General features: G+C 61.9%; 20 protein-coding genes. 15 read left to right on the top strand and 5 right to left on the bottom strand.

The window, feature by feature from the left end; translation table 11 throughout:
* The first annotated feature begins 328 nt into the window (after window positions 1-328).
* The 4 genes from IYX23_RS04775 (at window position 329) to IYX23_RS04760 (ending at window position 8,995) form a co-directional block, all read left to right on the top strand.
* On the top strand, window positions 329-2,461 hold the full coding sequence (locus tag IYX23_RS04775; RefSeq protein WP_154453917.1) for a ParB/RepB/Spo0J family partition protein: 2,133 nt from the start codon (window positions 329-331) through the stop codon (window positions 2,459-2,461).
* Between the two features lie 88 nt (window positions 2,462-2,549).
* A complete protein-coding gene (locus IYX23_RS04770) occupies window positions 2,550-3,389 on the top strand; it encodes a hypothetical protein (RefSeq protein ID WP_154453916.1) in 840 nt (279 codons plus the stop codon).
* Between the two features lie 110 nt (window positions 3,390-3,499).
* Window positions 3,500-7,963 carry a strawberry notch-like NTP hydrolase domain-containing protein gene (locus IYX23_RS04765; protein ID WP_154453915.1) on the top strand — a complete coding sequence of 1,488 codons (4,464 nt, stop codon included), beginning with the start codon at window positions 3,500-3,502 and terminating at the stop codon, window positions 7,961-7,963.
* A 15-nt stretch (window positions 7,964-7,978) separates the two neighbouring features.
* Window positions 7,979-8,995 (top strand): toprim domain-containing protein, encoded by a 1,017-nt coding sequence (locus IYX23_RS04760; RefSeq protein WP_195838303.1) that lies wholly within the window; start codon window positions 7,979-7,981, stop codon window positions 8,993-8,995.
* Window positions 8,996-9,035: 40 nt separating this feature from the next.
* Here the strand turns inward: IYX23_RS04760 and IYX23_RS20130 are convergent, their stop codons facing one another.
* On the bottom strand, window positions 9,036-10,871 hold the full coding sequence (locus IYX23_RS20130; protein ID WP_246695835.1) for a DUF2786 domain-containing protein: 1,836 nt from the start codon (window positions 10,869-10,871) through the stop codon (window positions 9,036-9,038).
* 431 nt (window positions 10,872-11,302) lie between these two features.
* Here IYX23_RS20130 and IYX23_RS04750 point away from each other — a divergent pair, with 431 nt between their 5' ends.
* The 8 genes from IYX23_RS04750 (at window position 11,303) to IYX23_RS20125 (ending at window position 18,430) form a co-directional block, all read left to right on the top strand.
* Window positions 11,303-11,767, top strand: a complete 465-nt coding sequence (locus IYX23_RS04750; RefSeq protein WP_246716489.1) for a MarR family transcriptional regulator — start codon at window positions 11,303-11,305, stop codon at window positions 11,765-11,767.
* Between the two features lie 16 nt (window positions 11,768-11,783).
* On the top strand, window positions 11,784-12,305 hold the full coding sequence (locus IYX23_RS04745) for a DUF2269 family protein (RefSeq protein ID WP_210330493.1): 522 nt from the start codon (window positions 11,784-11,786) through the stop codon (window positions 12,303-12,305).
* A gap of 453 nt (window positions 12,306-12,758) precedes the next feature.
* The gene (locus tag IYX23_RS04740; RefSeq protein ID WP_154453914.1) at window positions 12,759-13,709 is read left to right on the top strand and encodes a DUF2493 domain-containing protein; all 951 of its coding nucleotides are present in this window, start codon (window positions 12,759-12,761) and stop codon (window positions 13,707-13,709) included.
* A 292-nt stretch (window positions 13,710-14,001) separates the two neighbouring features.
* Window positions 14,002-15,213 carry a plasmid partitioning protein RepA gene (gene repA, locus IYX23_RS04735; protein WP_154453913.1) on the top strand — a complete coding sequence of 404 codons (1,212 nt, stop codon included), beginning with the start codon at window positions 14,002-14,004 and terminating at the stop codon, window positions 15,211-15,213.
* A gap of 78 nt (window positions 15,214-15,291) precedes the next feature.
* On the top strand, window positions 15,292-16,287 hold the full coding sequence (gene repB, locus IYX23_RS04730; RefSeq protein ID WP_154454001.1) for a plasmid partitioning protein RepB: 996 nt from the start codon (window positions 15,292-15,294) through the stop codon (window positions 16,285-16,287).
* A gap of 152 nt (window positions 16,288-16,439) precedes the next feature.
* A complete protein-coding gene (gene repC, locus IYX23_RS04725; protein WP_154453912.1) occupies window positions 16,440-17,816 on the top strand; it encodes a plasmid replication protein RepC in 1,377 nt (458 codons plus the stop codon).
* A gap of 75 nt (window positions 17,817-17,891) precedes the next feature.
* Window positions 17,892-18,110 carry a hypothetical protein gene (locus IYX23_RS04720; protein WP_154453911.1) on the top strand — a complete coding sequence of 73 codons (219 nt, stop codon included), beginning with the start codon at window positions 17,892-17,894 and terminating at the stop codon, window positions 18,108-18,110.
* Window positions 18,107-18,430 (top strand): hypothetical protein, encoded by a 324-nt coding sequence (locus tag IYX23_RS20125; protein ID WP_246716487.1) that lies wholly within the window; start codon window positions 18,107-18,109, stop codon window positions 18,428-18,430. The genes IYX23_RS04720 and IYX23_RS20125 overlap by 4 nt, the downstream gene beginning before the upstream one ends.
* Window positions 18,431-18,706: 276 nt before the next feature.
* Here IYX23_RS20125 and IYX23_RS04710 read toward each other — a convergent pair whose 3' ends face one another.
* The 3 genes from IYX23_RS04710 to IYX23_RS04700 form a co-directional block, all read right to left on the bottom strand.
* A complete protein-coding gene (locus IYX23_RS04710) occupies window positions 18,707-19,003 on the bottom strand; it encodes a helix-turn-helix domain-containing protein (RefSeq protein WP_154453910.1) in 297 nt (98 codons plus the stop codon).
* Between the two features lies 1 nt (window position 19,004).
* Window positions 19,005-19,346: a type II toxin-antitoxin system RelE/ParE family toxin gene (locus tag IYX23_RS04705; protein ID WP_246695833.1), complete on the bottom strand. Its 342-nt coding sequence runs from the start codon at window positions 19,344-19,346 to the stop codon at window positions 19,005-19,007.
* Window positions 19,347-19,407: 61 nt separating this feature from the next.
* Window positions 19,408-20,460, bottom strand: coding sequence for a tyrosine-type recombinase/integrase (locus IYX23_RS04700; RefSeq protein WP_154453909.1), 1,053 nt, complete (start codon window positions 20,458-20,460; stop codon window positions 19,408-19,410).
* A gap of 534 nt (window positions 20,461-20,994) precedes the next feature.
* Between IYX23_RS04700 and IYX23_RS04695 the strand changes: the two genes are divergently transcribed.
* The 3 genes from IYX23_RS04695 (at window position 20,995) to IYX23_RS04685 (ending at window position 24,333) form a co-directional block, all read left to right on the top strand.
* The gene (locus IYX23_RS04695) at window positions 20,995-22,056 is read left to right on the top strand and encodes a DUF1403 family protein (RefSeq protein WP_154453908.1); all 1,062 of its coding nucleotides are present in this window, start codon (window positions 20,995-20,997) and stop codon (window positions 22,054-22,056) included.
* Window positions 22,057-22,175: 119 nt separating this feature from the next.
* A complete protein-coding gene (locus tag IYX23_RS04690; RefSeq protein WP_154453907.1) occupies window positions 22,176-22,889 on the top strand; it encodes an SMC-Scp complex subunit ScpB in 714 nt (237 codons plus the stop codon).
* Between the two features lie 295 nt (window positions 22,890-23,184).
* Window positions 23,185-24,333 (top strand): hypothetical protein, encoded by a 1,149-nt coding sequence (locus IYX23_RS04685; protein ID WP_154453906.1) that lies wholly within the window; start codon window positions 23,185-23,187, stop codon window positions 24,331-24,333.
* Between the two features lie 247 nt (window positions 24,334-24,580).
* Here the strand turns inward: IYX23_RS04685 and IYX23_RS04680 are convergent.
* On the bottom strand, window positions 24,581-25,086 hold a 506-nt coding region (locus tag IYX23_RS04680), incomplete at its 5' end, for an IS630 family transposase (protein WP_196398826.1).

Genomic DNA, 25,086 nt, shown 5'->3' with positions numbered 1-25,086 from the left:
GAGGAGCTTTCGGCTCGGCGACCACGAACAGCCCGCGGTCCTGTCGCGTATGTCGCCGATTGACGCGACAGCGTCAACGGTTGCGCATCATCCCGAAACGCTTCGAATAGTCGCGCGCTCGTGCCCACCCGATCCAGACAGGCATGTGGTCGCGGCTTGCTTTGTGCTCGGGAAGGACTCTGCTCACGTCGAAACGCAAGTGCACAACTTGCCTTTGGTTCCAAGCGGCCGCGGCGGCAGCCTGAGAGGAAGAGAAAGGTTCGTTTTTTCGTGGCGGGCCAGAGGGCGAAAGAGAGGCTTTCGTCCGCCCGTCGCGGAGACTGGAGAGATGTCGAAGATCACGTTGACCTCGGCGCAGGACATCGCGCTCGATCGGCTGGTGGCGTCGGATGCGAATGTGCGGCGGATCAAAGCGGGAGTGAGCGTTGAAGAGCTGGCGCAAGATATCGCGCGGCGTGGATTGTTGCAGTCGTTGAGCGTTCGACCACTCCTTGGCGATGCCAGCGAGGAAACAGGCAAATTCGCGGTGAGCGCGGGTGGCCGCCGGTTCGCCGCGCTGAAGCGCCTTGTTAAACAAAAGCGGCTCGCCAAGAACGCACCGGTCCCTTGCATCGTGAAGGCGGACGGAATCGGGGAAGAGGATTCGCTCGCCGAAAATACGATGCGCGAAGCCCTGCACCCGCTCGATCAATTCCGCGCCTTCAAGACGCTGAATGACCAAGGGTTGACCATCGACGAGATCGCCGCGCGGTTCTTCGTCGCGCCGCAGGTCGTGCGTCAACGATTAAAGCTCGTGGCGGCGAGCCAGAAACTGCTCGACCTGTATGTCGCACAGGAATTGACCCTCGACCAGCTCAGCGCATTCTGCGTCACGGATGATCACCAGCTCCAGGAACGGGAGTGGGAGGCGCTTCAACGCTCCTATAGCAAAGAGCCTTACATGATCCGGCGGATGCTGACCGAAGGCGCGGTCAGGGCGTCGGACAAGCGCGCGATCTTTGTCGGGATCGAAGCTTACAAGGCAGCGGGCGGAGTGGTACTGCGCGATCTCTTCGCCGCGGATCAGGGCGGCTGGCTTCAGGACGTCGCGCTGCTCGATCGCCTGGCGCGCGAAAAACTCAGCGCGGCCGCCGATGCTATTCGTGCTGAAGGTTGGAAATGGACCGAGACCGCGATCGACTTTCCTTACGGCCATACGAACGGATTGCGCCGGTTGACGGCGAGCTACGCGCCGCTCTCGGAGGAGGAGCAAGCGTGTCACGAAGCGGCGCTCGCGGATTATAATTCGCTCTCGGATGAGCACGAAGGCGCAGAAGACCTGCCCGAGGAGATCGACCAGGGGCTCGCCGAACTCGAGCAGCAGATCGCAACCTCCGACGAGCCTCCCGCGATCTATGATCCGGCCGACATCGCCCGCGCCGGAATTTTCGTCAGCATTGACCATGCCGGCCCCTTGAAGGTCGAACGCGGTTTCGTGCGTCCTGAGGACGAGGCGCCCGCCGCTATCGAGGAGGCCAGCGCCGAAGGCGGGTCGACGACTGAACGAGATGGTTCGCGGGGTGACACAAGGCACCAAACGATCGGATCGCAGACGGCCGCTGCCCGGTCTGCCTCGCCTTCGATTGACGAGGAGGAAACAGATGCCTCGCCAAAACTCTCGGATCGGCTGTTGACCGAGCTCACCGCGCATCGCACGCTCGCTTTGCGCAACGTGTTGGCGATTGATCCCGAGGCGGCGTTTCTCGCGGCGACCCATGCGTTAGCGCTCAGCGCCTTTTATAGGCCCGGCGCATTCGAGACTTGCGTCGAAATCGGCGCAAAGAGCTTTCTGCTCGGCTCTCATGCGCCAGCTTTGAGCGATGCGCCGGCGGCGCGAGCGCTCGACGACACTCATGGACACTGGCAGTTGCGCTTGCCGGAGAAAGCGGAAGACCTCTGGGCCTGGCTCATCAAGCTCGACCACGACGCACGCGCATCGCTTTTCGCCCATTGCGTCGGGTTGAGCGTCAATGCGCTCTATCTTCCTTACGACAGAAGACCGCGCGCCCTCGCTCACGCCGATCGATTGGCCGAGCATCTCGCTCTCGATATGAGCACTCACTGGAGCCCGACAGTCGAGAGCTATTTCGGCAAAGTCACGAAGGCGCAGATTTTGGCGGCGGTGCGGGAAGCGAAGGGAGCAGCCGCGGCGCAAATAATCGACCATCTGAAAAAATCCGACATGGGGGCGGAGGCCGAGCGGCTGCTCCAGGGATCGGGCTGGCTCCCAGAAATCTTGCGCGCGACAAATCTCGACGCCCCTGCCCTGACGCAAGACCGCGAGTCCACGGGCGGAAATGCAGCCGTGGCGGGCAAAGCCGATCTGCCGGCCTTCCTCGCGGAAGTTGAAAACGGGGATGCCGACGATCTGGCAAGTTCTCAGTTCGAAGACTCCTCGCATTCGGCAATCGCCGCGGAATAAACGCGGCGGAGATCAAACCCGCCTCTCATCGATCATCTCTCCTGAGCCCGGTCCTCGCGCCGGGCTCTTTCTTTGATGGAGCCCCCGAATGAACTCTCCCGATCGGTCTGTCGTTTCCTTCCACCGCACGCGCGACGGCTTCCTCGCGGCGCGCCTCGGCCAGCGCGCCTTTCTCGCCCTGCCCTCGAAATCCGGCGGCATTTCTGTTGCGAGCGCGCATTATATCGACAAGTCGCCCGAGGAATGGCGTCCATCCGACTTTTATATCGTCGAGCGTCTTCTCGCAGACGAAGCCGCCTTTCGCCGATATGTTGCAGAAATCGCCGATCATGAGCGCCAGCTGCTCACGCTTGATCGCCGAGAACTCAAAACAAGCGCCGTCACGCCATGGGGAACGGCGCAGATTTCTAAGGTATATAACGAGGGCATCATCTCCCATTCGACCGCCTCGCATGGCGGCTTCCATCTCGACGAAGCGCGCAACTACCTCGTTCATCCGGCCTATCGCAACGCCGATGGCTGGTACGAGGAAGACTGTGAGTGGTCGAAGGTCGCGGCGATGTTTCCGCCTCTCTTTACCGATTATGAGCGAAAATGCGCCGACCAAACTCTGCGCGACTGCGAACCCGACGCTTATGAGGCCGTCAACAACGTCGTTCTCGGCCCTGGCGAATCCCACGCGAAGGACGCCCGCCAGTTTCGGCTGAATCATGCGCGCGACTGGCTCGTGACGTTGGCCATCAAATCGCGACAGCGCTCGGGCTTTGTCGAATGCGTCGCGACATTGGGTGGCGATCGTCGCGGAGCAGAGCGGCGCTTTCTCGTGCCTGAAGCCGAATACGATCCTGGTCGCCATGGTTTCGTGATCCATCCGGCGCGACACGAAGCGCATGAGGGACCGAGCAGCTTCGTCGGTTGGACTCGATAGGTCGGGAGTGGGGCTGAGGGAAAGGGAGAGGGCTTTGCCGGGAAGGGCGAGCCCGGAAGGCGTGAAGAGAGAGCGATCCGGGCTGGTTTGACCCAACCCGGAGATGCTCGATGAGCCCGATCCTCGCCACAGCCCTAGCCCAGACCGAACAGGCTGAACTTTCCTTCACGACAGACGACAAGCCCACTGCGCTGATCATGGCGGCGCAGGCGCTCGTCGCCGATCTCGCCAAGGGTCGCACGATCGACGCCGCGGCTCTGCGCGCAGCGATGGAGAACGCCTTCGGCGCGAGCGATGCGCAAGGCGCCTGGAATTGGAAGGACGCCTATGAGGCGCTCGAGGCGGCGCAGGTGCTGTTCCTGCGTCGCTACGGGCCGGCAATCAAGGCGCGCGCTCAAAACGAGCCTTCGCGCATCCTCGCGATGCTCGCGAAGATCGGCATGTTGCTGCCGACGCAGACGCGACGCTCGGAAGAGAGCCATGCGCTGCAACAATTTTCGACCCCGTTGGAATTCGCCTATGTGGCGAGTCTCGCCTCGGGAATCGGCCCAAACGACGTTGTGCTGGAGCCTTCGGCCGGTACCGGAATGCTCGCGATCTTCGCCGAGCTCGCCGGCGCCAAGCTCATTCTCGGTGAATGGGCCGAGACCCGCGCAGGGCTGTTGAAGCTGCTTTTCCCGGGCGCGCCGGTTAGTCGTTTCGACGGCGCGCAGATCAACGACCGCCTCGGCGCTGACCTTCGCCCGAGCGGCGTTTTGATGAACCCGCCCTTTTCATCCTCCCCCTTGATCGAAGGGCGGCACGCGCCGGCGACTTTCGAACATATTCGTTCTGCTTTAGCGCGCCTGCAGCCAAATGGCCGACTCGTGGCCATCACCGGCGAGAGCTTTTCGCCGACTTCGCACGCTTGGCGAGGCGGTTTCGCGCGCTTGCAGGAGAAGGGCAGTCTCGTCTTCACCGCGTCACTGGCCCGCGGCTTTTTCGCGCGCCATGGAACGAGCGTCGAGAGCCGCCTGACCGTCTTCGACAAAACGCCGGCCAAGAAGCGAGAAGCGTTTCGCGAAGGCTTCGGGCCCGTCGCCACTCTCGAAGAATTGTTGTCGATCGTTCAGCGCGAGGCTCCGCCGCGTCTGGCACCTGCGAAGAGCGAGCGAGCCGGCGGCGTTCCCCCTGCCCTTTCGAAACAGGTCGCTTCGATTGCGTTCCACCGTTCGTCGCAGCTGCGGTCGTTGCGCGGGTCCGATCACGCGCGTTTTCGTTCTCCGGACGTCGCCATCGCCGAAAGGTCTGCTGCTCGCGCCTCGAGTGCCGCGACCGAATTCGTCGAGCTCGCCTATGAGACGAGAGATTGGAAGGCGCCGCAGGGCGGCTCTCTCAGCGCCGGGCTCTACGAACCCTATGCCGTGCAGTCGATGGTCGTTGCAGACGCCAAGCCTCATCCGACGACGTTGGTGCAATCGGCCGCCATGGCCTCGGTCGCTCCGCCGAACCCCTCTTACCGGCCGCATCTCCCGAAATCCGTGTTCGATTCCGGGCTGCTCTCGGACGCCCAATTGGAGAGCGTCATTTACGCCGGCGACGCGCACAGCGGACATCTTTCCGGTACCTTCATCGTCAACGAGAGCTTCGATTGCGTGTCCGCCGCGCCGGATGATGCGGACAACTCCGTTCAATTTCGCCGCGGTTTTTACCTTGGCGACGGCACCGGCGCCGGCAAGGGCCGCCAGGTCGCGGGCGTCCTCGTCGATAACTGGCTCAAAGGGCGGCGCAAGGCGCTGTGGGTTTCGAAATCCGACAAGCTGATCGAGGACGCCCAGCGCGACTGGGCGGCCTTGGGCCAAGAGAAGCTGCAAATCGTCCCCTTGTCGCGCTTCAAGCAGGGAACGCCGATCGGACTCGACGAAGGAATCCTGTTCACGACCTACGCCACCTTGCGCTCGGACGAGCGGCAGGGGCGCGACGGCTCGCGCAAGGCCTCACGCCTTTCACAGATCATCGATTGGCTCGGAGAGACATTCGACGGCGTCGTCGTTTTCGACGAGGCGCACGCCATGGCGAACGCGGTGGGCGACAAGGGCGAGCGCGGCGAAAAGGCCGCTTCCCAGCAAGGACGCGCGGGCTTGCGGCTGCAAAACGCCCTCCCCGACGCCCGCGTCCTCTATGTCTCGGCGACGGGCGCGACCACCGTCTCCAATCTCGCCTATGCGGCGCGATTGGGCCTCTGGGGCTCGACCGACATGCCCTTTGCGACGCGGCAGGATTTCGTTTCCGCCATGGAGGCGGGCGGCATCGCCGCGATGGAGGTGCTGGCGCGCGATCTCAAGGCTCTCGGGCTCTATGCATCCCGCGCCCTCTCCTATGCCGGGGTCGAGGTCGAGATGCTGGAGCATCGGCTCTCGTCCGAACAAATCCGCATCTATGATTCTTACGCCTCGGCCTTCGAGATCATTCACAATAATCTCACCGCAGCCCTGGAGGCGGCCAATATCACCGGCGAGGGCGGCAAGGCCTATAACCGCAATGCAAAGAGCGCCGCGCGTTCGGCCTTCGAATCCAACAAGCAACGCTTCTTCAATCACCTCATCACCGCGATGAAGGCGCCGAGCCTCATCGCCTCGATCGAGCGCGATTTGGAAGCGGGTCACGCCGCGGTGATCCAGATCGTTTCGACGAGCGAGGCGCTGATGGAGCGCCGCCTTGCGGAAATCCCGACCTCGGAATGGGGCGATCTTTTCTGCGACGTCACTCCGCGCGAGTACGTGTTGGATTATTTGGCGCACTCGTTCCCGACCCAGCTCTACGAGGTCTATTCGGACGAGAACGGTGATCTGCAATCGCGGCCTGTCGTCGACGAGAACGGCAATCCCGTCCAATCGCGCGAAGCGATGGAGCGGCGCGACCGGTTGGTCGAACATCTCGCCGCCCTGCCCGCCGTCCAGGGCGCGCTCGATCAGATCGTGCAGCGCTTCGGAACCGAAATGGTGGCGGAGGTGACCGGCCGCTCGCGGCGGATCGTGCGCAAGACTAACGCCGACGGCTCCGATCGTCTGTGCGTCGAAAATCGCCCCGCCTCCGCAAACATCGGCGAAACCCAAGCCTTCATGGACGACGAGAAACGCATTCTCGTCTTTTCCGACGCCGGCGGCACGGGGCGCTCCTATCACGCCGAGCGAAGCGCCAGAAACCAGAGGCTCCGCGTCCATTATCTCTTGGAGCCCGGTTGGAAGGCGGACAACGCCATCCAGGGCCTCGGGCGAACCAATCGCACTAATCAGGCCCAGCCGCCTTTGTTCCGTCCCGTCGCGACTGACGTGAAGGGCGAAAAGCGCTTCCTTTCCACCATCGCCCGGCGGCTCGACACGCTCGGCGCCATCACGAGAGGCCAGCGTCAGACTGGCGGACAAGGGCTGTTCCGGCCGGAGGACAATCTCGAATCGACGTATGGGCGCACGGCGCTGCGCCAGCTCTATCAGCTGCTTTACGCCGGCAAGGTCGAGGGTTGTTCCTTGACCCGCTTTCAAGAGGCAACTGGGCTCGATCTCACCGATCAGGACGGCAGTTTCAAGGAAGAACTGCCGCCGATCTCGACCTTCCTCAATCGCATCCTCGCTTTGCCGATCGCCTTGCAGAACCGCCTCTTCGAGGTGTTCGAAGCGCTGATGGTGGCTTCGATCGAGGCCGCCGTTCAGGCGGGCACGTTCGATGTCGGCGTCGAGACGGTGACGGCGGAGAGCCTCGTCGCCATCAATCACCAAACCATCGCCACTCATGAGCGCAGCGGCGCACAGACCTCGCTCGTCACCATCGCTCGCAAGGACAAAACGCGGGTGACAACGCTCGACGAGGCGTTTGAACTTGCGACCGCCTCGCAAAGGTCACGGCTGATGATCAATGAACAATCGGGCCGCGCCGCCGTCAAACTGCCGGCGCCCGGCCTAATGCACGACGACGGAACGGTTCAGCCGCGCGTGCGGCTGTTGCGCCCCCTGCATCGGGATCTCGTGATCGTCGAAGCTCTGGAGCGCTCGCATTGGCGCGAGGCGACCCCACAGGAGTTTCAACGCGCCTGGGAGGCCGAAGTCGCCGCCCTCCCGGAATTCACCGAGAGCACGTTCCATATCGTCACCGGCCTGCTGCTTCCCATTTGGAACCGCCTGCCCGACGAGACCGCGCGCGTCTATCGTCTGCAAACCGACGAAGGCGAGCGCATCATCGGCCGGCTCGTCTCACCGGCGAGCGCCGCCGCCCTCGTCGAGATCCTCAGTGACGAGGCCCCTGCCCTGTCGCCGAATGAGGCGCTCGCTGCCGTCATGCAGGATGGCGCAAGCCTCGTTCTCGCCGAGGGGCTTGTTCTGAAACGTTCGCTCGTGATGAACCGCCAGCGGCTCGAGCTTACAAGCTTCTCGGACAGCCTTGTCGAACGGCTTAAGGCGCTGGGGCTCGTTTCGGAAATCATCGCCTGGAAGCTGCGGCTGTTTGTTCCGCTCGGGGAAGAGGGCGCGAAAATTATCGCGAGAATTCTCGATCGCTATCCGCTGCTTCGCGTCGCGCCGTCCGCGCGGTTGAGCGCTTGAACGGCGGAGGCGAAAATGGAAAGCCCCGCCGCGGCGCTGTCGCGCGGCCTCGCCGAACAGGTCGAGGCCGTGTGCAGGCATTATCTTTCGAACGGCCGCCGGTCCGGCAATTACTGGATCGTCGGAGATGTCAACAATCATCCGGGCCGCAGTCTCTATGTGCGGCTGAAAGGTCCGCTCTCGGGCAAGGGAGCGCGCGGGAAATGGGTCGATGGCGCAACAGGTGAACATGGCGATCTTCTTGATCTGATTGGAGCGCGCGAGGGATTTAGCTCTGTCGGGCGCGCACTTGACGAGGCGCGGCGCTTTTTGGGGGCGCCGCGCGAGACGCCGACAGAGCGTCGCAATGACAATTCGAGGAAATGCGACACGATTGCGCTCGCGCGCAAAATCTGGGCGGCCTCGCAGCCGATCGCGGGAACGAAAGCCGAGGCCTATCTGCGTGCGCGAAACATCACCGCCGATCTGAACGATACGCCGCTGCGTTATCACCCGGCGCTGATCTATCGCGAACACCCCAACTCGGCGCCTCGTAAACTGCCCGCGCTTGTCGCCGCCGTCACCGACAACAGGGGACAGATCACAGGAATTCATCGGACGTTTCTTGATCCAAAGCGAAACGCAAAAGCCAGTGTTTCGTCGACGCGTCGTGCGCTTGGCGCCATTTTGGGCAATGGCGTGTGTTTCGGCGTCATCGACGATTTCGCGATCGTTGGCGAAGGGATCGAAACCGTGCTGTCGCTCAAAAGCGTCGCGCCGCATTTGCCAATTGTCGCGGCGCTCTCGGCGGCGCATCTCGCGGCATGGGAATTCCCGCCTGATCTGCGGCAACTCGTTATCGCTGCCGACAATGACAACGCCGGGTTGCACGTCGCGCGCCGTCTCAGTGCAAGAGCTGAAGCGGCCTCCGTCAGGGCGACGACCATCATGTCGCTGCGCGCCGACTTCAACAGTGATTTGCGCGCCATGTCGGCAGGCGCTTTCCAAAAGTGGCTGGCTTCGCTTCTCGATCCAGGTCGTTATTACGAGTGACTGCCGCAAAGGGGGAGGCCGTCGCCTGACGCTTGTCGCCTCAAACCGCGTCGGCGGCTTCCACTCCCAGGCGCGGCGCGAATTTCCGCCCGGCTTCGCGGCCCGCTTCATAAGCGCCGGGCTGGACAAGCCGCTTGCGGCGGGAAGCCTTGGCGTGGAAATCGAGACCGAGCTTTTCCAATTCATCCTCGATGACGGCGGCCTTCAGCGGCACGAGATCGCGGCCCGACGAGCGCCTCGAGGCGGCGTCGCGCTCGCCCTTCATGAGCTTTAGTTTCTCGCAAATTCCGTGGGCGAGCCCGATCTGGAAGGAATGCGCCGAGCCGTGCCGCACGCTGGACGTTATGCCTGCGTCCTCTCTCTTGAACCGCGCCGTTTCGGTCGCGAAGGTCACGGCGATGAGATCGTAAAGGTAATGCGCCGCCTCGACGTCCGCCGGCAGAGCGAAGAACACGTAACGAATCGCGCCGTTCGCCGCGGTTTCGCTCCACACCTTGCAGTCGCAGAACATGGCGATCGTGGGAATGCAATCGTCGAGCGGGGCGCGCCGCCGGCGGCCGGTTTCGATGCCGACGCCTTCGCAGGCCTGATCGCGCATTTCCACCTCGCCGAGCGACAAGCCGTAGCGGTCGAGAAGCTCCGCCACTTTTTTGGCCGCAGCGAGCGCCTCTTGCTCGGTGCAGCCCTGCTCCACCGTCTTGGCGCGCAGCGCCTGGATGCGTTGCAGCACGCGCGCGAGTTCCGCGTCGCCCTCGCGCTTCTCGGCGCCGGCGCGGTTCGACGCGCCGAGCCGGCGGCGCAAATCTTCATAGAGGGCGCGGGCTTCCGCCGGCAGGCGCTTTTCCGCGACGGCGCGATCGAGGGCCGAGGCGATGAATTCCAGCGGCTTTTCCTCATCGCCGGTTCCGGCGGCGGCGCGGCGCTCGAAGGTCTCAATCATGATGAAGGCGAGCCGCGAAAAGGCCTCCGCGAGATCGCCGCGCTTGAATTGGCGGGAGACGACGCTTCGCGCCAGCGCCTCCGCGAGGGAAGCGAAGGAGGTCAGGCGGCGCGCCGCGCCGATGTGATCGGCGGAAGGCTCCTCGCTCTTCTTCTTCGTCGCCGCCGCTAAGGCGTGGGCGAGGCGGTCGAGTTCGTCGTATTCCTCCTCTTCCACGCATTCGAGTTCTTCGATCAAATCCTCGGGAAAGGCGTTCAGGCCCTCGAGCCGCAAGCCGCCGTGGCGCATGACATGCCGATAGACGGTGCCGGCGCAACGTTGCGGATTGCTCAGTCCCCTGCCCGGCCGGACGAAAGAAAGGCCCTCGGCGAGCGCCTCCCCGTCGAGCGGCGTCAGCGGGCCGACCGCAACGAAGCTCCCGTCCGGCAGCGGCGCGAGACGCGCCGCCAGCGCCGCGCCGATGGCGCCGTCGGGAATGTCCGCGTCGAACAATGACAGAAGTTCGCCGCTCGCCAAATCCTCAGCGAGGAGCATCTCCGGCGTTGCGCGCGATTTCAGCCGCAGCAGGCGGAAGCTCGATGTCGCGAGCGCCGCCATCGCGGCGCGCCCTTCAGGACTGGCGTCCGCGCGACGCTGGCGGAAGTAGCGGTCGATGGGCGTAAAGCCCGTCAGCGAAGGCGCGAACAGCAACAAATTGCTCGAAAGCGCGAAGGCCTCCATGATCAAAACGGCGCTGGAGGCGTCGTCGCGATTCAAGCTCTTCTTGGACAGCCATTGCAGCGCGGCTTCTTCGATCTTCGCCGGGGAGAGGCTGCCGATGGCGTCCAGGCAATATTCCTCGATCAATCGCGCGAGACGGGCGTTTTCGCCTGTCGGCGCGTCGTCGCTTTCAGGCGTCGCCTGCGATTTTGCTTGCCGTCGCGCCGCCTGCCGCATTTTTCTCGAGCCCCTCGAATCGAACGCAGGCGCTAAGCGTATCACGCAGCAAACCTCCTTCGAGGGGCGCGCGCGGGCCGTCCACTGGACATTTCCCCAGATTGACGTCGCCGCGCGTAGATTGGGCGAGGATGGTCGCGTGAGGGGCGCTTCGTCCAAGAGAGCCGACTTTTCGGCGATCGTCCGTTGGAGTCGTCAAGAGACTCTTCTTGCAAAACGTTCTTCCCTCGTCTCCTCAAACAAGGGTCGGGTGAGAGCTCTCTTGGCTCGAGTTGATCGTCGACGGCCGGGTGCGGGACAAGTTTGCCGTTCGTTCGATGCAATGATTTGAATGCGCCATGAGCGGCGGCGGCGACAGGACCGCATCGCGCCGAAGACGCCAAACGCGGCTCTGGTTCGGATTGACAATATGTTACCATTATGACACCCCTATGAACATGGACGACCGCCGGCTTCAGAAATCAGCAGTTGAGGCCGTCACCGAGTTGATACTGGAGACGTTTCGGTTGAACGGCCGCCTCTTGGAGGCAGGTGACGAACTCGTTCGCCATCTTGGACTCACCAGCGCGCGCTGGCAGGTGCTCGGCACAATCGACGCCTCGCCCGTGCCGCTGCCGATTGCTCACGTCGCGCGCAACATGGGGTTGTCGCGTCAGGCGGTGCAGCGGTTGGCCAACGAGATGGAGAAGGACGGCCTTGTCCGCTTCGCGCCCAATCCTCATCACGAGCGGGCAAAACTCGTGCTTATGACAGATCAAGGCAAGGCGGCGTTCCGCTCCGCCATGGCCAAGCAGCGTCGGTGGGCCGAGCGTTTAGCCGAGGGGTTGTCTGTCGACACGATCGCGGATGCGGCGCGCGCGGTCCGTGAACTGCGTCAAAGGCTGGAGAAAGGCTGACCCCATGGAGTACGGCTTGTTGAGATTTTTCCACGTCCTCGGCGCGGTTCTCATTGGCGCCGGGCTCATTGGCGTGTGGCTGGCCGATTTGCGCTCTCGGCAGCTCAGCGAGCTGAAGCCTTTCTCGGAAGCGGTACGCAACATCGCGGTCTTTTACGACGGCCTTGTCGTGCCCGGCGCCCTGCTGCTGCTGATTTCCGGAACTTGGATGATCGTGAAGTTCTATGGAGGCTGGAATTTCTTGCATATCCCATGGCTTGCCGGGATGGTCGGGCTGTTCGCCTTCGAGTTCGTCGAGGGCAACACGATCACGCGCCTCTATTTCATGCGGCTGCGCCGCCTGACGCGATCGGCGCTGGATGCCGGCCATGCGACGCCCGAGCTCGAGCGCGCGCGGGGCGAGCTGGCGCCGACGTTCACGCATTTCCTCGACCTGCCGATGCTGTTTCTCATCATAGCGCTCGGGACGATGCAGCCTACGAACTGGATGTTGTTCTTCGCGGCTCGATTGCAGCGATCGCAGTTGCGACGCTGCTGACGCTCGTCGTCCCCCGTCTCTATCCTTGGGGTTCGGAGGCGCTGTCTCCCTGACCGCGGCGCCGGAAAGGGGAGCTTTACACTTACTCGCTGGTTCCAGATCCGAGGGCGCGAAGTCGAGATCAACGAGCGGCGGCTCGAGGCGCCGATCCGGGAGGGGCTGGGGCGGCCGGTCCCTCTCTTGTCACGAGCGTCCTCTCTCGCGGAGAGGGCCGCGCGCCGGCCTGAGAGAGCAGCGATGTCGCCACAAGCAGACCGCTTGCCGCAACGCTCCCCGCCGACTTCTTTCCCCTGCCCGGCGCATTTCGCGCCAGGCATTCCTCGCCGAACAAACAAGTCGACGTCTCGCGTCCTCCGCGTGCGCTTCGGCCCTTCGGGTGCGGCGCGGTCCGCCCGTGGCTCAGGATCGCTGTCAGGCCCGATCGGCGCGGCCTTAAGCGAAAGAGCAAACGCCATGAGCTACGAGATCGCTTCCCTTCCCTTCGACTCCCAGCCTTCGGATCATCACGAGAGTTCAGCCTCCTCGCAACTTCTCGACGAACTAGCCTTGCATGGCTATCGTCCCTTCGAGGACGAGCCTGATCCGCGTCCCCTGCCCTCCTCCGACGCCGCAACGCTCGCACTCGAATCTTTGGTCGAAGCCCTGTCGGGCCTCTTCGTCGACACGCGTCTCGAAGCTGATCTTCCCGATTTGCTTTGGTCGGTCGTCAATCTCTTCCACCGCAAGGCGGAGCGCATCGGCCGCGACCTCGATGACAATGAAAGCGCGCAACGCCGCTCCCATGGCGAGCAGGACGGCTCGGAAATTCGTTCGGTCGAACTCGAACGGCGGATCGCGCAAGGGCTCACGCTCACCGAGCGGCGCAACGCCTTCGAATTCTTCCGCGATCATCTCACCGAACTCTACGCGACTGAGACCGGCTCATCCTGGCGACCGCGCGCGGGTTCGGTCGTCAATCACCGGGCTCTGACCTCGGCGATGATCGACAGCCGCGATTTCCTCAACGCGAAGAAGCTCGCCGAGACGCAAGTGTTGTTGCCTCCCGGTGTGCGCATCGCTTTCGCGGGCGGACCCGACTGCAACGACCACGCGCGCATCTGGGCGACGCTCGACAAGGTGCGCGCCAAACACCCGGACATGGTCCTGCTCCACGGCGCCGGCCCCAAGGGCGCCGAACGAATCGCCGCCTGCTGGGCGGACAATCGCAAGGTCGCGCAAGTCGCTTTCAAACCGGACTGGACTAGGCACAAGAACGCTGCGCCCTTCAAGCGCAACGACGTTATGCTCGAAGCGCTTCCGATCGGCGTCATCGTCTTCTCAGGCTCCGGCATCGTCGAGAACCTCGCCGACAAGGCCCGAAAGATGGGCATTCCCGTGTGGCGCTTCGGAAAGGACGGTGCGTGAGCGTTGTCCAGGCACACGCCTTTGTTGGACAGCTCAAATGTAAGCGTCGTGTTCCGACCGACGCTCGCTCGCATCGGACTGTTATTTTGACAGCCGTACATAATGACGAAAAATTGCATTAAATCAGATATTTGTTTCATGAGAGGCTTCTCGTTGCGCGGAAAATGGCGGTCCTCAGCCGCGTTAACTTTTCGTTAACTCAAAAATCGTTGCGACATAGAGAGAATCGGGCATAATTCCCGCTTGAAATTCGGTATCGCGCGGAAAAGCGTTATTCCGGGAAATGGCGCCGATGAACGTGACGACATCTGTCGACGAGATGGACGGTTTCAGCTTCCACGAGATTATTCTCCAGCAAGGGGAACTGATCTCCGACAAGCTTAACATGCTCCGCTTTGAGCACTATCCGCCTGACGCCACCAAAAGCTTGCGCCCGTTCTCGCTGGCGGAGGTTGCCTATTTCCTGGGTGTAACGCAGTCCAACATTAAGAAGCTTCATCTCGAGGGGAAGGGACCGACTCCGACAACCTCCGTTTCGGGACGGCGGACCTACACTGCCGAGCAAATGCTCGAACTGCGGCACTATCTTGATCGCCATGGGCGCGCCGATTTCAAAAATTATGTTCCGCACAGGAGGAGTGGAGAGCGATTGCAGGTCATCGCCGTCGTTAATTTCAAGGGCGGCAGTGGAAAGACGACGACGGCTGCTCATCTCGCACAGCACCTGGCCCTCACTGGACACCGCGTCCTGGCCATCGATCTCGATCCACAGGCTTCGCTTTCCGCGCTTCATGGCATTCAGCCCGAACTCGACAGGAATCCCTCACTTTACGAGGCTCTTCGCTATGACGAGGCGAGAAAGCCAATCTCCGACGTTATTCTATCGACGAATTTCCCCGGTCTCGACATCGTGCCGGCGAATCTGGAACTTCAGGAATACGAATATGACACCCCCCTCGCGGCGTCGAACAAGTCGTCCGTGGAGGGGCGGATGTTCTTCACCCGCATTACCGATGCCCTGAAAGAAGTTGACCAGCGTTACGACGTCGTTGTGATCGATTGTCCGCCGCAGCTTGGTTATCTCACGCTGACGGCGCTGACCGCGTCCACCTCTGTCCTGATCACCATCCATCCGCAGATGCTCGATGTGATGTCCATGAGCCAGTTTCTGCTCATGTTGGGGGGTATTCTCCAGTCTATCAGCAGCGCAGGAGCCGACGTGCGGCTCAAATGGTTTCGATATCTCGTGACGCGCTACGAGCCAACCGATGGTCCTCAGGCTCAGATGGTTGGATTCATGCAGTCTCTTTTTCCCAAGCAGATGCTGAAGAACCCGATGGTGAAATCGACGGCAATCTCGGATGCAGGCATTACCAACCAGACGCTGTACGAGGTCGAACGATCTCAATTCAACCGTGCGACCTATGATCGTGCTTTGGAAGCGCTGAACGCCGTCAACGAGGAAATATCGGCTCTGGTTCACCAGGCTTGGGGGCGCAAATGACCTTTGTTTTGACAGCCGTGCAGACATCTGGAATCGCCTGTAACTCCGGTGCCTTTTCGCCGAAGAAAGGGGGATAGCGTGGCCCGCAAGAACCTCCTGGCGAGCGTCACAGGTACGGAGACGCCCAAGGCCGATAGCGAAGCCCGATACGAGTACGCCCGTCGAGGCGCGTCGCGCTCTATGATGATTTCGATCGATGAGATGGCGGAGAACGCCAAGAAAATGATTGCGGGAGAAGCTATCGTCAATCTCGACGTCGGCGTGCTCGATGAGTCTTTCGTCTCCGACCGCATCGAAGATGACGACGAAGACTATGTCCTTCTTCGGGAGGCGATCAAAGAGCACGGTCAGTCGACGCCGATCCTGGTGCGACCCCACCCGCAGATTGCGGGCCGCTACATGATCGTGTTCGGCCACCGCCGCGCGCGGGTCGCCAAGGAGCTCGGCATCCCTGTTCGAGCTGTCGTCAAGAACCTTGAAGACATCGCTCATATCGTTGCGCAGGGGCAGGAAAATAGCGCCCGGGCAAATTTGTCATTTATCGAAAAAGCGCTGTTCGCCAAAAAGCTACTCGATATGGGGCAGAGCAAGGACACGATCAAGTCCGCATTGACTGTCGACGACACCTTGTTATCCCGAATGCTTTCCGTGGCGGAGACAGTTCCTGCCGCCGTGATCGAGGCAATCGGCGCGGCTAGGACCGTCGGTCGCGACAGGTGGGAGGAACTCAAGAAGCAGGTGAAGCAACCTGCGAGCGCCGACTTTGCTAAGGAGATCGTGCGGTCGGATGAATTCCAGTCGAAGGACGCGATAGATCGTTTCAATTATCTCCTCGCGCGACTGAAAATGGCGCGAAGGGGGTCCCGGAAAACGGTGCGTTTGAAAAACGAATCAGCCTCCTGGGCACCTGAAGATAAGACGGTCGCGGCGAACTTCCGCAACACGGGAAACACTTTCAGCCTCTCGCTCAAATCGAAGAATGCGGGCGAGTTCGGCCGATACATTTCGTCCAATCTTGATTCGCTCTATCGGGCGTTCAAGGAGGCGAAGGTCAGCAGTGAAACAGGAGACTGAACCGCAAAAGAAAAAAGCCCCCGAACGTCGCCGCCCGGAAGCCTTTCTCTGATTTAAGCACTCCGAGAATCTCACTTCCGCGAATCACAGTCAAGAGTTTTGGCGCCAATTTCGGCGAGCGGATTTCTTTTGCCTGAACGAGGCAAAAGTTCATGCGCACACATTCAACGACGCCCTTTGGGCGGCGACCGCTGTCGCTTGCCATGGTGGCGGCGCAGGCGGCGACGCGAGATTTCGCGGCAAAACCCGACGCGTCCGAGACTGTCGTCCATAAATGGCGGCTGTTTCGCGCGCTCACTGAAGCCAAAGCGCCGCTCGGCGTCACCGATCGGGCGCTATCGGTCTTGCACGCATTGCTCAGCTTCCATCAGGAAACGGCGCTGACGCTGCCCGAAAGCGACCCAAAAAAAGCCGAGAGCGAGGATGATTCGCCTGGCCCCGGCGTCGTGGTGTTTCCGTCGAACAGAGAGCTCTCCATCCGCGCCCACGGCATGGCGCCGGCGACGCTGCGCCGGCATCTGGCGTCGCTCGTCGAGGCCGGGCTGATCATCCGGCGCGACTCGCCGAACGGCAAGCGCTTCGCGAGACGCGGGCAGGGCGGCGAGATCGAAAGCGCCTTTGGTTTCGATCTGACGCCGCTGATTGCGCGGGCCAGCGAGATCGAAAATCTCGCCGAAGAAGTCCGTAGCGAGAACCGCGCGATCGCGCTCTTACGCGAGAAGATCACGATCGTGCGGCGCGATATCGTCAAGATGATCGAGACCGGCATGGAGGAAAGCGTTCGCATCACGCCGCTCTCGATCGAGGGGCAGGATGTAAGCGACTGGGAAGGCCTTTACGGGCGTTACCAGGCCCTATCGGCGCGCTATTCGCGCAGCCTCGGGAGAACCGGGCTGGTGGCTTTGGCGGGCGAATTGGCTGCCTTCGCGATCAATATTCAGAACTTGCTCGAAACACACATAAAACAGCAAAAAAGAAGCGCCAATGAGTCCCAGACTGAGCGCCATATACAGAATCAAATCACAAACATTCCTGATCTTGAACCTGACCTTCAAGAAGGCAGGGCCGAACCGCCCGGGTCAATGCGGAAAGACGACGGAGCCGAAACAGTCGGATCGACGGAAACAACGACGCCTAATTTGAGAAGGGGCGATCGCCAACCGCCCTCGCAACGAACCTATCCGCTAGGCATGGTGTTGCAAGCCTGTCCCGACATCGTCGATTACGGCAAGGGCGGCGAGATCTCCTGCTGGCGCGATCTGATCGACGCGGCGGCGATCGTGCGCTCTGCTCTTGGCGTCTCGCCGGATGCCTGGTCGCAAGCGCTGGAGGTGTTGGGCGAACATGACGCCTCGATCGTCATTGCTGCGATCCTCCAGCGCGGCGATGAAATTAAATCCGCCGGCGGCTATTTGCGGGTTCTGACTGGAAAGGCGCGGGAAGGGGAGTTCTCGCTGGGGCCGGTGCTGATGGCGTTGTTGCGCGGCAAGGCCGCAAAGGCCGCGCGTGAACGGCGGCAGGCGGGGTGATCGGACTGTTCCGCGACGCGTTTTCATGGTCCGATCTTGGTGACTATCGTCTCTGTTTGACGGAGCGCGGACGCCATGACCGATACGACGACCCAACTCGCCATCCTTTCCGATGCGCTGGTCAAAATCATCGAGCTTGGCCCAATGGCCGCGGAAGGGAAGGCGTCGCCCGCCGATCTTTTGACCCGGTCGGGCGACATCGCCGCACAGGCGCTGACGGCCGCCGCCACCTATGGTCAGTTGCCGCCATTCGCGGAGCCATTGGCGCCTCAATTGACCGACGACAGGCAATGAAGCGTCCGCAGGCGTTGCGCGTCAGAATCGAGACCGTGATTGACAAAGGCGTCCATCGGATTTCCCCAAGCCGCAACGAGGGTTCAGCGGGGGAGGGGATGCGCTTTGGCGAAGAGGAGGGCCGCTACGAAAGCTTCACGCGGTATATCAGGGTTCTCGGCGGCGATCTCGTCGAGGCTGTCGCCGTGCAACAACCGCGCTTCGATGGCATACGCCGTGATGCGCGTGCCCTTGATAACCGGCGCGCCGCCCTTGATTTCTGGGATGCTTTCGATCCAGGCATCGCGCACGTCGGCGTCATCCCATGCTCGATTTTCTGAGCGGATTGGATGAGCGCGCGCGCCAGGGCTTTTATGTCCCTTCGCATAGGCCAAAGCATCGTCGAGGCCCGCGATCAGATTGCCGAAATCTTTCCCGTCCATACCGCTACCTCCCGAATTGGGCGCAAATTGCCGTGGTGAGCGCCGTCGATCCTTTCGGCGAAGCCAACATCGCGGCTGTCGAACAATCGCGAATGGCGCCGGGATTTGAGGCTCTCAACTAAGAACGGAGAGCGTGCCGCTAAGCGCCAAGTGATGTACTTCGCGGCGTTGTCTCTAGGCAGCGAGAGCTTCGAGCACTGCTTTGGGATTACGTCTCAGAACAAGGAGCAGGGTGCGAGCTGCGCCACTCGGCGCGCGGGACCCATCCTCCCACTTTCGAAGCGTGCCGACGGCTGTTCCGAGAATCGCCGCGAATTGCTTGCGCGTGAGGCCAGCCTGCTGACGAATCGAAATAATATCGGCGGCGGTTGGCGCCGGGTGGACCTGGAGGCCAGGAACCGCCTGGCCCCGCGCATGCGCCGCCGCTTGTTCCAAACTCTTCACAAGATCGTTGAACAGTGCTTCTTTCATTTTACTGTTTCCTTGCGAGGATGGTTTCAACGAGACGCCGCAGCACGGCCTTCTGCTCGCTGGAAAGATCGTCTCGCTCGTTTTTGGCGTAGGCCAGCAGCAGATAAATCGGCAACGTCTGGTCATAGACGTAGTAGATGACCCGTGCGCCGCCTCTTTTTCCTCGTCCCGCCAGGGGAACCCTGACTTTTCGAAGGCCGCCAGTTCCCGGGATGAGATCGCCGACTTCCGGGCTTGCAGCCAGGAGGTCAACAATTGCGCTCCGCTCGCTTTCGGTCATCAACCCTTCGGCGCGAGACAGGTAGATTTGCGTCTCAGCGACGGTATGAAGCGGCTTCTTCACGAGCCGAATATGCCCCAATGGGGCACTTAAATCAAGGGTGGTTCGCGCCGCGCAAAGGCTTTTACAAACCTGCGGCTTTGGTGAGATTGACCCGGAACCGGTCGCGTTTCCTCTGGTATCGACGCGTCATTTCGGCGGAGGCGTGGCCGAGATGTTTTTGCACATGCCCTTCGTCGATTTGCGCCGAGGAGGCGAGGCCGGCGCGCAAGGAGTGTCCAGAGAAGGCGAGACGGCGCTCACCCTCGCTCAGATCGCCGCGAATGCCGGCGGCGAGGGCGGTTTTCTGCACCAGGCGGGCGACATGTTTGTCGGTCAGCCGCTCGGGCGAGACGCCGCCATTCTTCCGCGCGATCGGCCGGAAGAGGGGGCCTTGGCTGATCCGCCCGAGCCGCATCCAGGTTTCGAGAAGTGCGACGGGACAGGTTTCGGGACGCGAGCCACGACCGATTTCGACCTCGCGCCAGCCGGTTTTGCCGGATATCTGCAGCACCGCGCCGCCTTCAAGAATCTCGACCCACCCCGAGCCGTCTTCGGTCTGGTCGGGGCCACAATCGAGGCCGACGATTTCCGAACGGCGCAGACCGCCGGCGAAGCCTAGCGCGAGAATTGCGCGGTCGCGGATCCCACGCAGATCCATCTCGAGCGTCGCCAGCATCGCCAGCAGCTCGTCGGCGAAGATCGCCTCCTTCTGGACCGGCGGGCGGCCATGGGCGCGGCGGATCCCGGCGAGCACGGTGGAAATGTGCCGATCTGACGTATCGAGCGGCGCGCCGCGCTGGCGGTAATGCCAGCAGATGCCGGCGAGCCGGCGCTCCAAAGTAGCCACCGAAACCGGCTCCCGGCCCCGAACTCCCTCCATACAGGCGGTCAAATAGAGGCCGACGGTTTGCGGATCCGGGGGCAGGGGATCGAGCCCCTGGCGGCGCAGCCAGGCGGCAAACTGCCGCCAGTCCGCCTCGTAGGCGCGCCTTGTGTTTTCGGAGCGGGCGTTACGGGCGTAATCGCGCGCCTTTTCGGAGAGCGCGGCGAGATGGGGAGCCGCCGGTCGCTCGATGAGCCGCGCGTCGGTTTGGACGTCTTCGTCGGGCGAAGAAGTGGCGGTTTCTTCCGACATGGGCCCTCGGCAGTTTTCGACATTTCCAACGGCGGCTCGGAATCCCGATTCGACCGGTCTCATAAGTCCTGCCGCCAAATTTCGGCGGCCGAAAAAAAGGCGACATCGGCCGGACTTTCCCATGGGTGAGAGTCCGATTGTCGGACTGCCGCCCCCCGATTGCCGGCGCGGTTCCATAAATTATGCTCGAATTCCCGAAATATTCGGGCGGTTTCGTCCCATAAATTGTGAATCGGCTTCCGGCAGCATTGAGCCTCGGATCCCATAAAATTGCGGCTCTCCGACATTTCCCAAGGGGGGAGTCCGGTCGTTCAAGCGGAACCTTGGCCGGAAGAATCCGACGCGTCAGAAGGCTGTCCACCGATCAAACGCGAAATTTTTCACGGAACTCCGAGCCTTTCGAATCATGTCCGATAAGCCCACATTATCGGACAAGAGAGAGGGAAGACAAGCGCGGCGGATGTGGCGCAAAAAATCACAAAAAAGCGCCGCCAGAACTTGCCGCCAGACTCGTTCCGAGCTTAGGATTCCGCCATGCTGCAGGTTGATTCGGACGAGTTTCTCGACGCCAAATCATCGTCTCGCCGGGAGAGGGCGCTGCGCGCTCGATCACGCCGTGACAATCCACCAAACCCGCAAACTCTCCCAGCAGTCCGGCCGCTGCCGCGTTGGGCGAAAGGCGACGCCGCCGACGGCGCCGGGTCCGCGTTTTTCGCCGGCGCCGGCATCGCTCATCTCGACCAGCTGTTGCGCGCCGGAGAGGGTGGCGGCGAACCTGTTTTTTCAGGCGCGCTGCGCCAGCGTCTGGCGCTCAAAGCCGCCGCGACCTGCGCGCGTCTCGCGCGGCTGCGCGAGGACGAAGCGGCATTGCGCGACGCCGAGCATCTCGGGGGCGCGGTCGTCGAAACCAGTCCAGCCGGACGGCTTCATCGCCTGTGGCGGTATTTCGCCCATCGTCCCATGAGATTCGACGCAGCGACATTGTCGATCGTCGCCGAACACGTCGGGAGGCCGAGCGCTGTGGACGGGGAGCGTCTTGCCGAGTCGTTCCGCCAAACCACCGTCGCCAGCGCCGACAATCCACTCGCCACAGCGGCGGGCGCGAGCGCAGCGGCGATGCACGACCTGGCGGCCGGTCCCGGGGTCGAGGCGGAGATTCTCGCGCTTTGGCTCGCCGACGCAGCCCTGGCGCAAAAACTCGGCTGGCAGGCGCCGGTTCCGCTGCTGGCGACGGTGATCGCTCACCCCGTATTGCGCCGCGCGCCAAACGGACGTCGACCGCGCCCCGGCGACCGCGACTGGTCGAACGCGCTGGCGAGCGCATACGCCCTTGCGGCGCGAGAGGCGGTTGATCTTGCCGTCGATCTTTCACGCCGCGCCGAAAAACTTTGCGACGCCGCGCCAAAGCTGCGCGCCAAGGGAGCAGAGCGTGTGATCGAAATGCTGCTTGCCGACGATTGCGTCGGTCCCGCGCGCGCCGCGAAATACGCTAAGCTTTCCGACCGCAGTTCGCGGCGTCTGTTCGATCGGCTCGTTGAACTAGGCGCCGCGCGCGAGCTGACGGGGCGGTCGAGCTTTCGGCTGTACGGGCTTTAAGGCATCGCCAGGCGACAGATCCGAGTTGGCGGGTAGGGTCGACAATCAGGGTTTGGCGACTTGAGAAATTGGTCGGGCGTTCGAGTGAAGCACATTGAGGAACAAGGTGAGGCGCGATCATGGGCCGACCAAAGACGCGCGCGTTTCAGACAGGCGAGGTCGAAGAATCTTTCGACCTCAGTCTCGTCGATCTGCCGGAAGCCGCGCGCTGGCGTGAGTGGATGGGGCGAATCGAAGCGGTCATCTTTGCGTCGCGCGATCCGGTTCCGCGCGAGGTTTTGGCGCGGGTTGTCGGGTCAAATTGCAATCTCGACGACCTGATCGCCGACATCCGCGACGAGTTACGCGCGCGGCCCTATGAACTCGTCATCGTCGCCGGCGGCTATCAATTGCGCACCAGGCCGCGCTTCGCGCCGGCGATCCGCGCGGTGGGCGGCGCCGATCTGCGCATTGCGGGCGCGCCCGAGCTGACGCCGACGGAGATTTTGGCCGTGACCGCGATCGCCTATCTACAACCCGCCACCCGCGCCGAACTCTCTCGGCTCGCCGGCAAAGAGATCAGTCGCGACGTCATCGGCGTGCTCAAGCGCCATGGCCTGATCGACGGCGTCCTGCGCGCGCCGCAGCCCGGCGCGCCTTTCGCTTATGTGACGACCAGGAAATTCCTGGAGGTTTTTGGGCTGGCGACGCTGCGCGATCTTCCCGACATCGAACGGCTCGAAGACGAAGGGCTCTTGGAGATGCCAAAGCCCGAGGCCGATCTCGATGATGTTTTGTTCGCGGGAGAGGAGGATCTCTTTGCGGCGAACGAAGCCGGGGAGCATTGGGAATGATCTGTGAGGGGAGTTTCGCTACTCACGGTCTGCTCGCCGCCCTTTCACGGCGAAAACAGGGGTTCGAATCCCCTTGGGCGCGCCAATAAAATCAATAAGAAGTATGCGTATCCTGAGCCGATGCGCGGTTCGTGCCCAACATTTGCCCGATAAGCATTGGCGAACACTTGCGGACGCAAACGCATATCCGCGACAATTTCCTGGACTGTCGTTTAATTGGGCCGACTGATCGAAATGCATCTACCCCCTCCGAAGAGAGCCTATCTTCGCGCTCAATTGGAAAAAGGAAAGCGGTATGGGCGAGAACGCGGCGCGTCCCATAACGGTTAGTAGGGAAGAGCTTTTTCGTCAGGTCTGGGAGACGCCATTAATCCAGCTTGGCGAGACTTACGGCATCACCGGTAGCGGTCTCGCCAAAATTTGCGACCGGCTGGCCATACCCTATCCTTCACGCGGTCACTGGGCCAAGAAAGCCGCAGGCAAGCAGGGTTCGCAGCCTTCGCTGCCACCTCTAGAGCCAGGAAATCCCTCCTCGGCAACGATTAAGCCGACCACGCCAAAATCCCGCCCAATTTTCCTTTCCGCAGAGCGGCAGGCATTAGCAGCTAGAGCCGCGCTGGATGGACCTATTTCTGTCCCGGAACGCTTAGCACGACCGCACCCTATCATTGCTGGTTGGATTGCAGAACACGAGCGACAGCGACGTGATGCCAAACGCGAACACCATATCTTCGGCCCCATCTTCACTGAGTGGACCGACACTGATCATCGTCGTCATCGCATTCTCGATGCCCTCTTTAAGGCGGCCATGCGACAGGAGCTAAGAGCCGAGACAGGCGAGCGTGGCAAAACGTATTTCAGCTCGGGACAGGATCAAATCGAGTTCAAGCTCCGCGAAAAACAGAAACAGGTTCGCAGACCAAAAACAAAAAGCGAGATGCGATGGTCGCTGCCGGGCGAACGCAATTGGACGCAGGTGCTCGAGCCCACCGGAATCCTTGTTTTCAAGATCGACAGCTATTTGGGTGACAGCGCAATTCGAAGTGAATGGATAGAAACACCCGACGCGCCGCTTGAGAAACTGCTCCAGGAAATCGTCTGTTCGCTCATCCTCGCTGCGTCAGCGCTCGCAAAATTGCGCAATGAACGCGAGGAGGCCGAACGCAGGCGGCTTGAATCGGAGCATCGCCCCCAAATCGAGCGTGAGCGTCGCCAAAGGGAACACAATCAGTGGCGCCGCTTTATAGACCTCGCTCACAGATGGGAAGAGGCAACAACAGCTCAGTGTTTCCTTGAAGAGCTGAAGGCCCACGAGTCCCATCTGACCCAAATAGTGTGTGGGCGGTCAATTGCCGAATGGTTTGATTGGGCACAGGATCATATCCGCAATCGTAATCCGATGAATGGTGGGGTTGAAGGCATTTTCAAAGACGTTGACGGGTGACACCGTGGACCTATCGAGATTAATGCGAACTCCGAAGACCCGGATCTGGACCAGCCTTTCGATGGGCAACCTCGCATCGGCGGCTCAGTTCTTGCCCATCACAGCGAGGTCGCACCTTCGACGCAATGCGGATGGCGCCGCAGATACCGTTCATCACTCTGGCGCGGTCGCGCCGCTTCGTCTGTTCGGCGTGCGGCTCGCGAGACGTTCACCAGATTGGCCGTCGTATCGGGCCGACAAGTGTTACTCACTGGTCGGTAATATAGGCGACACTTGGCGCCCTGAAGAATGACCGAACGAGTTCAGGCGCTTTCTTGATCTGGGCCAATTGCGTCTCGATCTTATCGAGCAGCCTCTCGCCCTTGCGGAGAGGCGCTCTGGCAACGCCAGTGCGCTTAACATGGCTCCAGATCAGCTCATCAGGGTTCAGCTCAGGCGCATAGCCCGGTAAGAAATGCAGCGTGAGCCGACCCTCCGTCGATTCCACGTAACGTTTCACCAGCTTCGTCTTATGGGCCGGAAGACCGTCCACTACCAGATGGACCGGCTTCGAGCGATAGCGCATCATCCTGCGTAGCAGTTGGACGAACAGTTCAGCGGTGAGGCCGCCTTCATAGGTGCAATACCAGAACGCGCCCTTGGCATTCACCGCTGAGGCGGCGCTGATCGTCTGCCGTTGGCCGGGGCGTTCGACAACAGGCGTCTTTCCCTTGACGCCCCAGGTACGACCATGCACGGCGTCTGCGCGAAACC

This window comes from Methylocystis sp. L43, from assembly GCF_015709525.1.
In the GTDB taxonomy this organism is placed as follows: Bacteria; Pseudomonadota; Alphaproteobacteria; order Rhizobiales; family Beijerinckiaceae; genus Methylocystis.
The sequence above is the reverse complement of the archived record's forward strand: the minus strand, read 5'-3'. Positions and strand labels throughout refer to the sequence as shown.

What these genes read in the sequence shown, in the direction of transcription:
- IYX23_RS04775 (WP_154453917.1), top strand. Translation starts at nt 329, where the DNA reads ATGTCGAAGATCACGTTGACCTCGGCGCAGGACATCGCGCTCGATCGG.
- IYX23_RS04770 (WP_154453916.1), top strand. Translation starts at nt 2,550, where the DNA reads ATGAACTCTCCCGATCGGTCTGTCGTTTCCTTCCACCGCACGCGCGAC.
- IYX23_RS04765 (WP_154453915.1), top strand. Translation starts at nt 3,500, where the DNA reads ATGAGCCCGATCCTCGCCACAGCCCTAGCCCAGACCGAACAGGCTGAA.
- IYX23_RS04760 (WP_195838303.1), top strand. Translation starts at nt 7,979, where the DNA reads ATGGAAAGCCCCGCCGCGGCGCTGTCGCGCGGCCTCGCCGAACAGGTC.
- IYX23_RS20130 (WP_246695835.1), bottom strand. Translation starts at nt 10,871, where the DNA reads ATGCGGCAGGCGGCGCGACGGCAAGCAAAATCGCAGGCGACGCCTGAA.
- IYX23_RS04750 (WP_246716489.1), top strand. Translation starts at nt 11,303, where the DNA reads ATGAACATGGACGACCGCCGGCTTCAGAAATCAGCAGTTGAGGCCGTC.
- IYX23_RS04740 (WP_154453914.1), top strand. Translation starts at nt 12,759, where the DNA reads ATGAGCTACGAGATCGCTTCCCTTCCCTTCGACTCCCAGCCTTCGGAT.
- repA (WP_154453913.1), top strand. Translation starts at nt 14,002, where the DNA reads ATGAACGTGACGACATCTGTCGACGAGATGGACGGTTTCAGCTTCCAC.
- repC (WP_154453912.1), top strand. Translation starts at nt 16,440, where the DNA reads ATGCGCACACATTCAACGACGCCCTTTGGGCGGCGACCGCTGTCGCTT.
- IYX23_RS04720 (WP_154453911.1), top strand. Translation starts at nt 17,892, where the DNA reads ATGACCGATACGACGACCCAACTCGCCATCCTTTCCGATGCGCTGGTC.
- IYX23_RS20125 (WP_246716487.1), top strand. Translation starts at nt 18,107, where the DNA reads ATGAAGCGTCCGCAGGCGTTGCGCGTCAGAATCGAGACCGTGATTGAC.
- IYX23_RS04710 (WP_154453910.1), bottom strand. Translation starts at nt 19,003, where the DNA reads ATGAAAGAAGCACTGTTCAACGATCTTGTGAAGAGTTTGGAACAAGCG.
- IYX23_RS04700 (WP_154453909.1), bottom strand. Translation starts at nt 20,460, where the DNA reads ATGTCGGAAGAAACCGCCACTTCTTCGCCCGACGAAGACGTCCAAACC.
- IYX23_RS04695 (WP_154453908.1), top strand. Translation starts at nt 20,995, where the DNA reads ATGCTGCAGGTTGATTCGGACGAGTTTCTCGACGCCAAATCATCGTCT.
- IYX23_RS04690 (WP_154453907.1), top strand. Translation starts at nt 22,176, where the DNA reads ATGGGCCGACCAAAGACGCGCGCGTTTCAGACAGGCGAGGTCGAAGAA.
- IYX23_RS04685 (WP_154453906.1), top strand. Translation starts at nt 23,185, where the DNA reads ATGGGCGAGAACGCGGCGCGTCCCATAACGGTTAGTAGGGAAGAGCTT.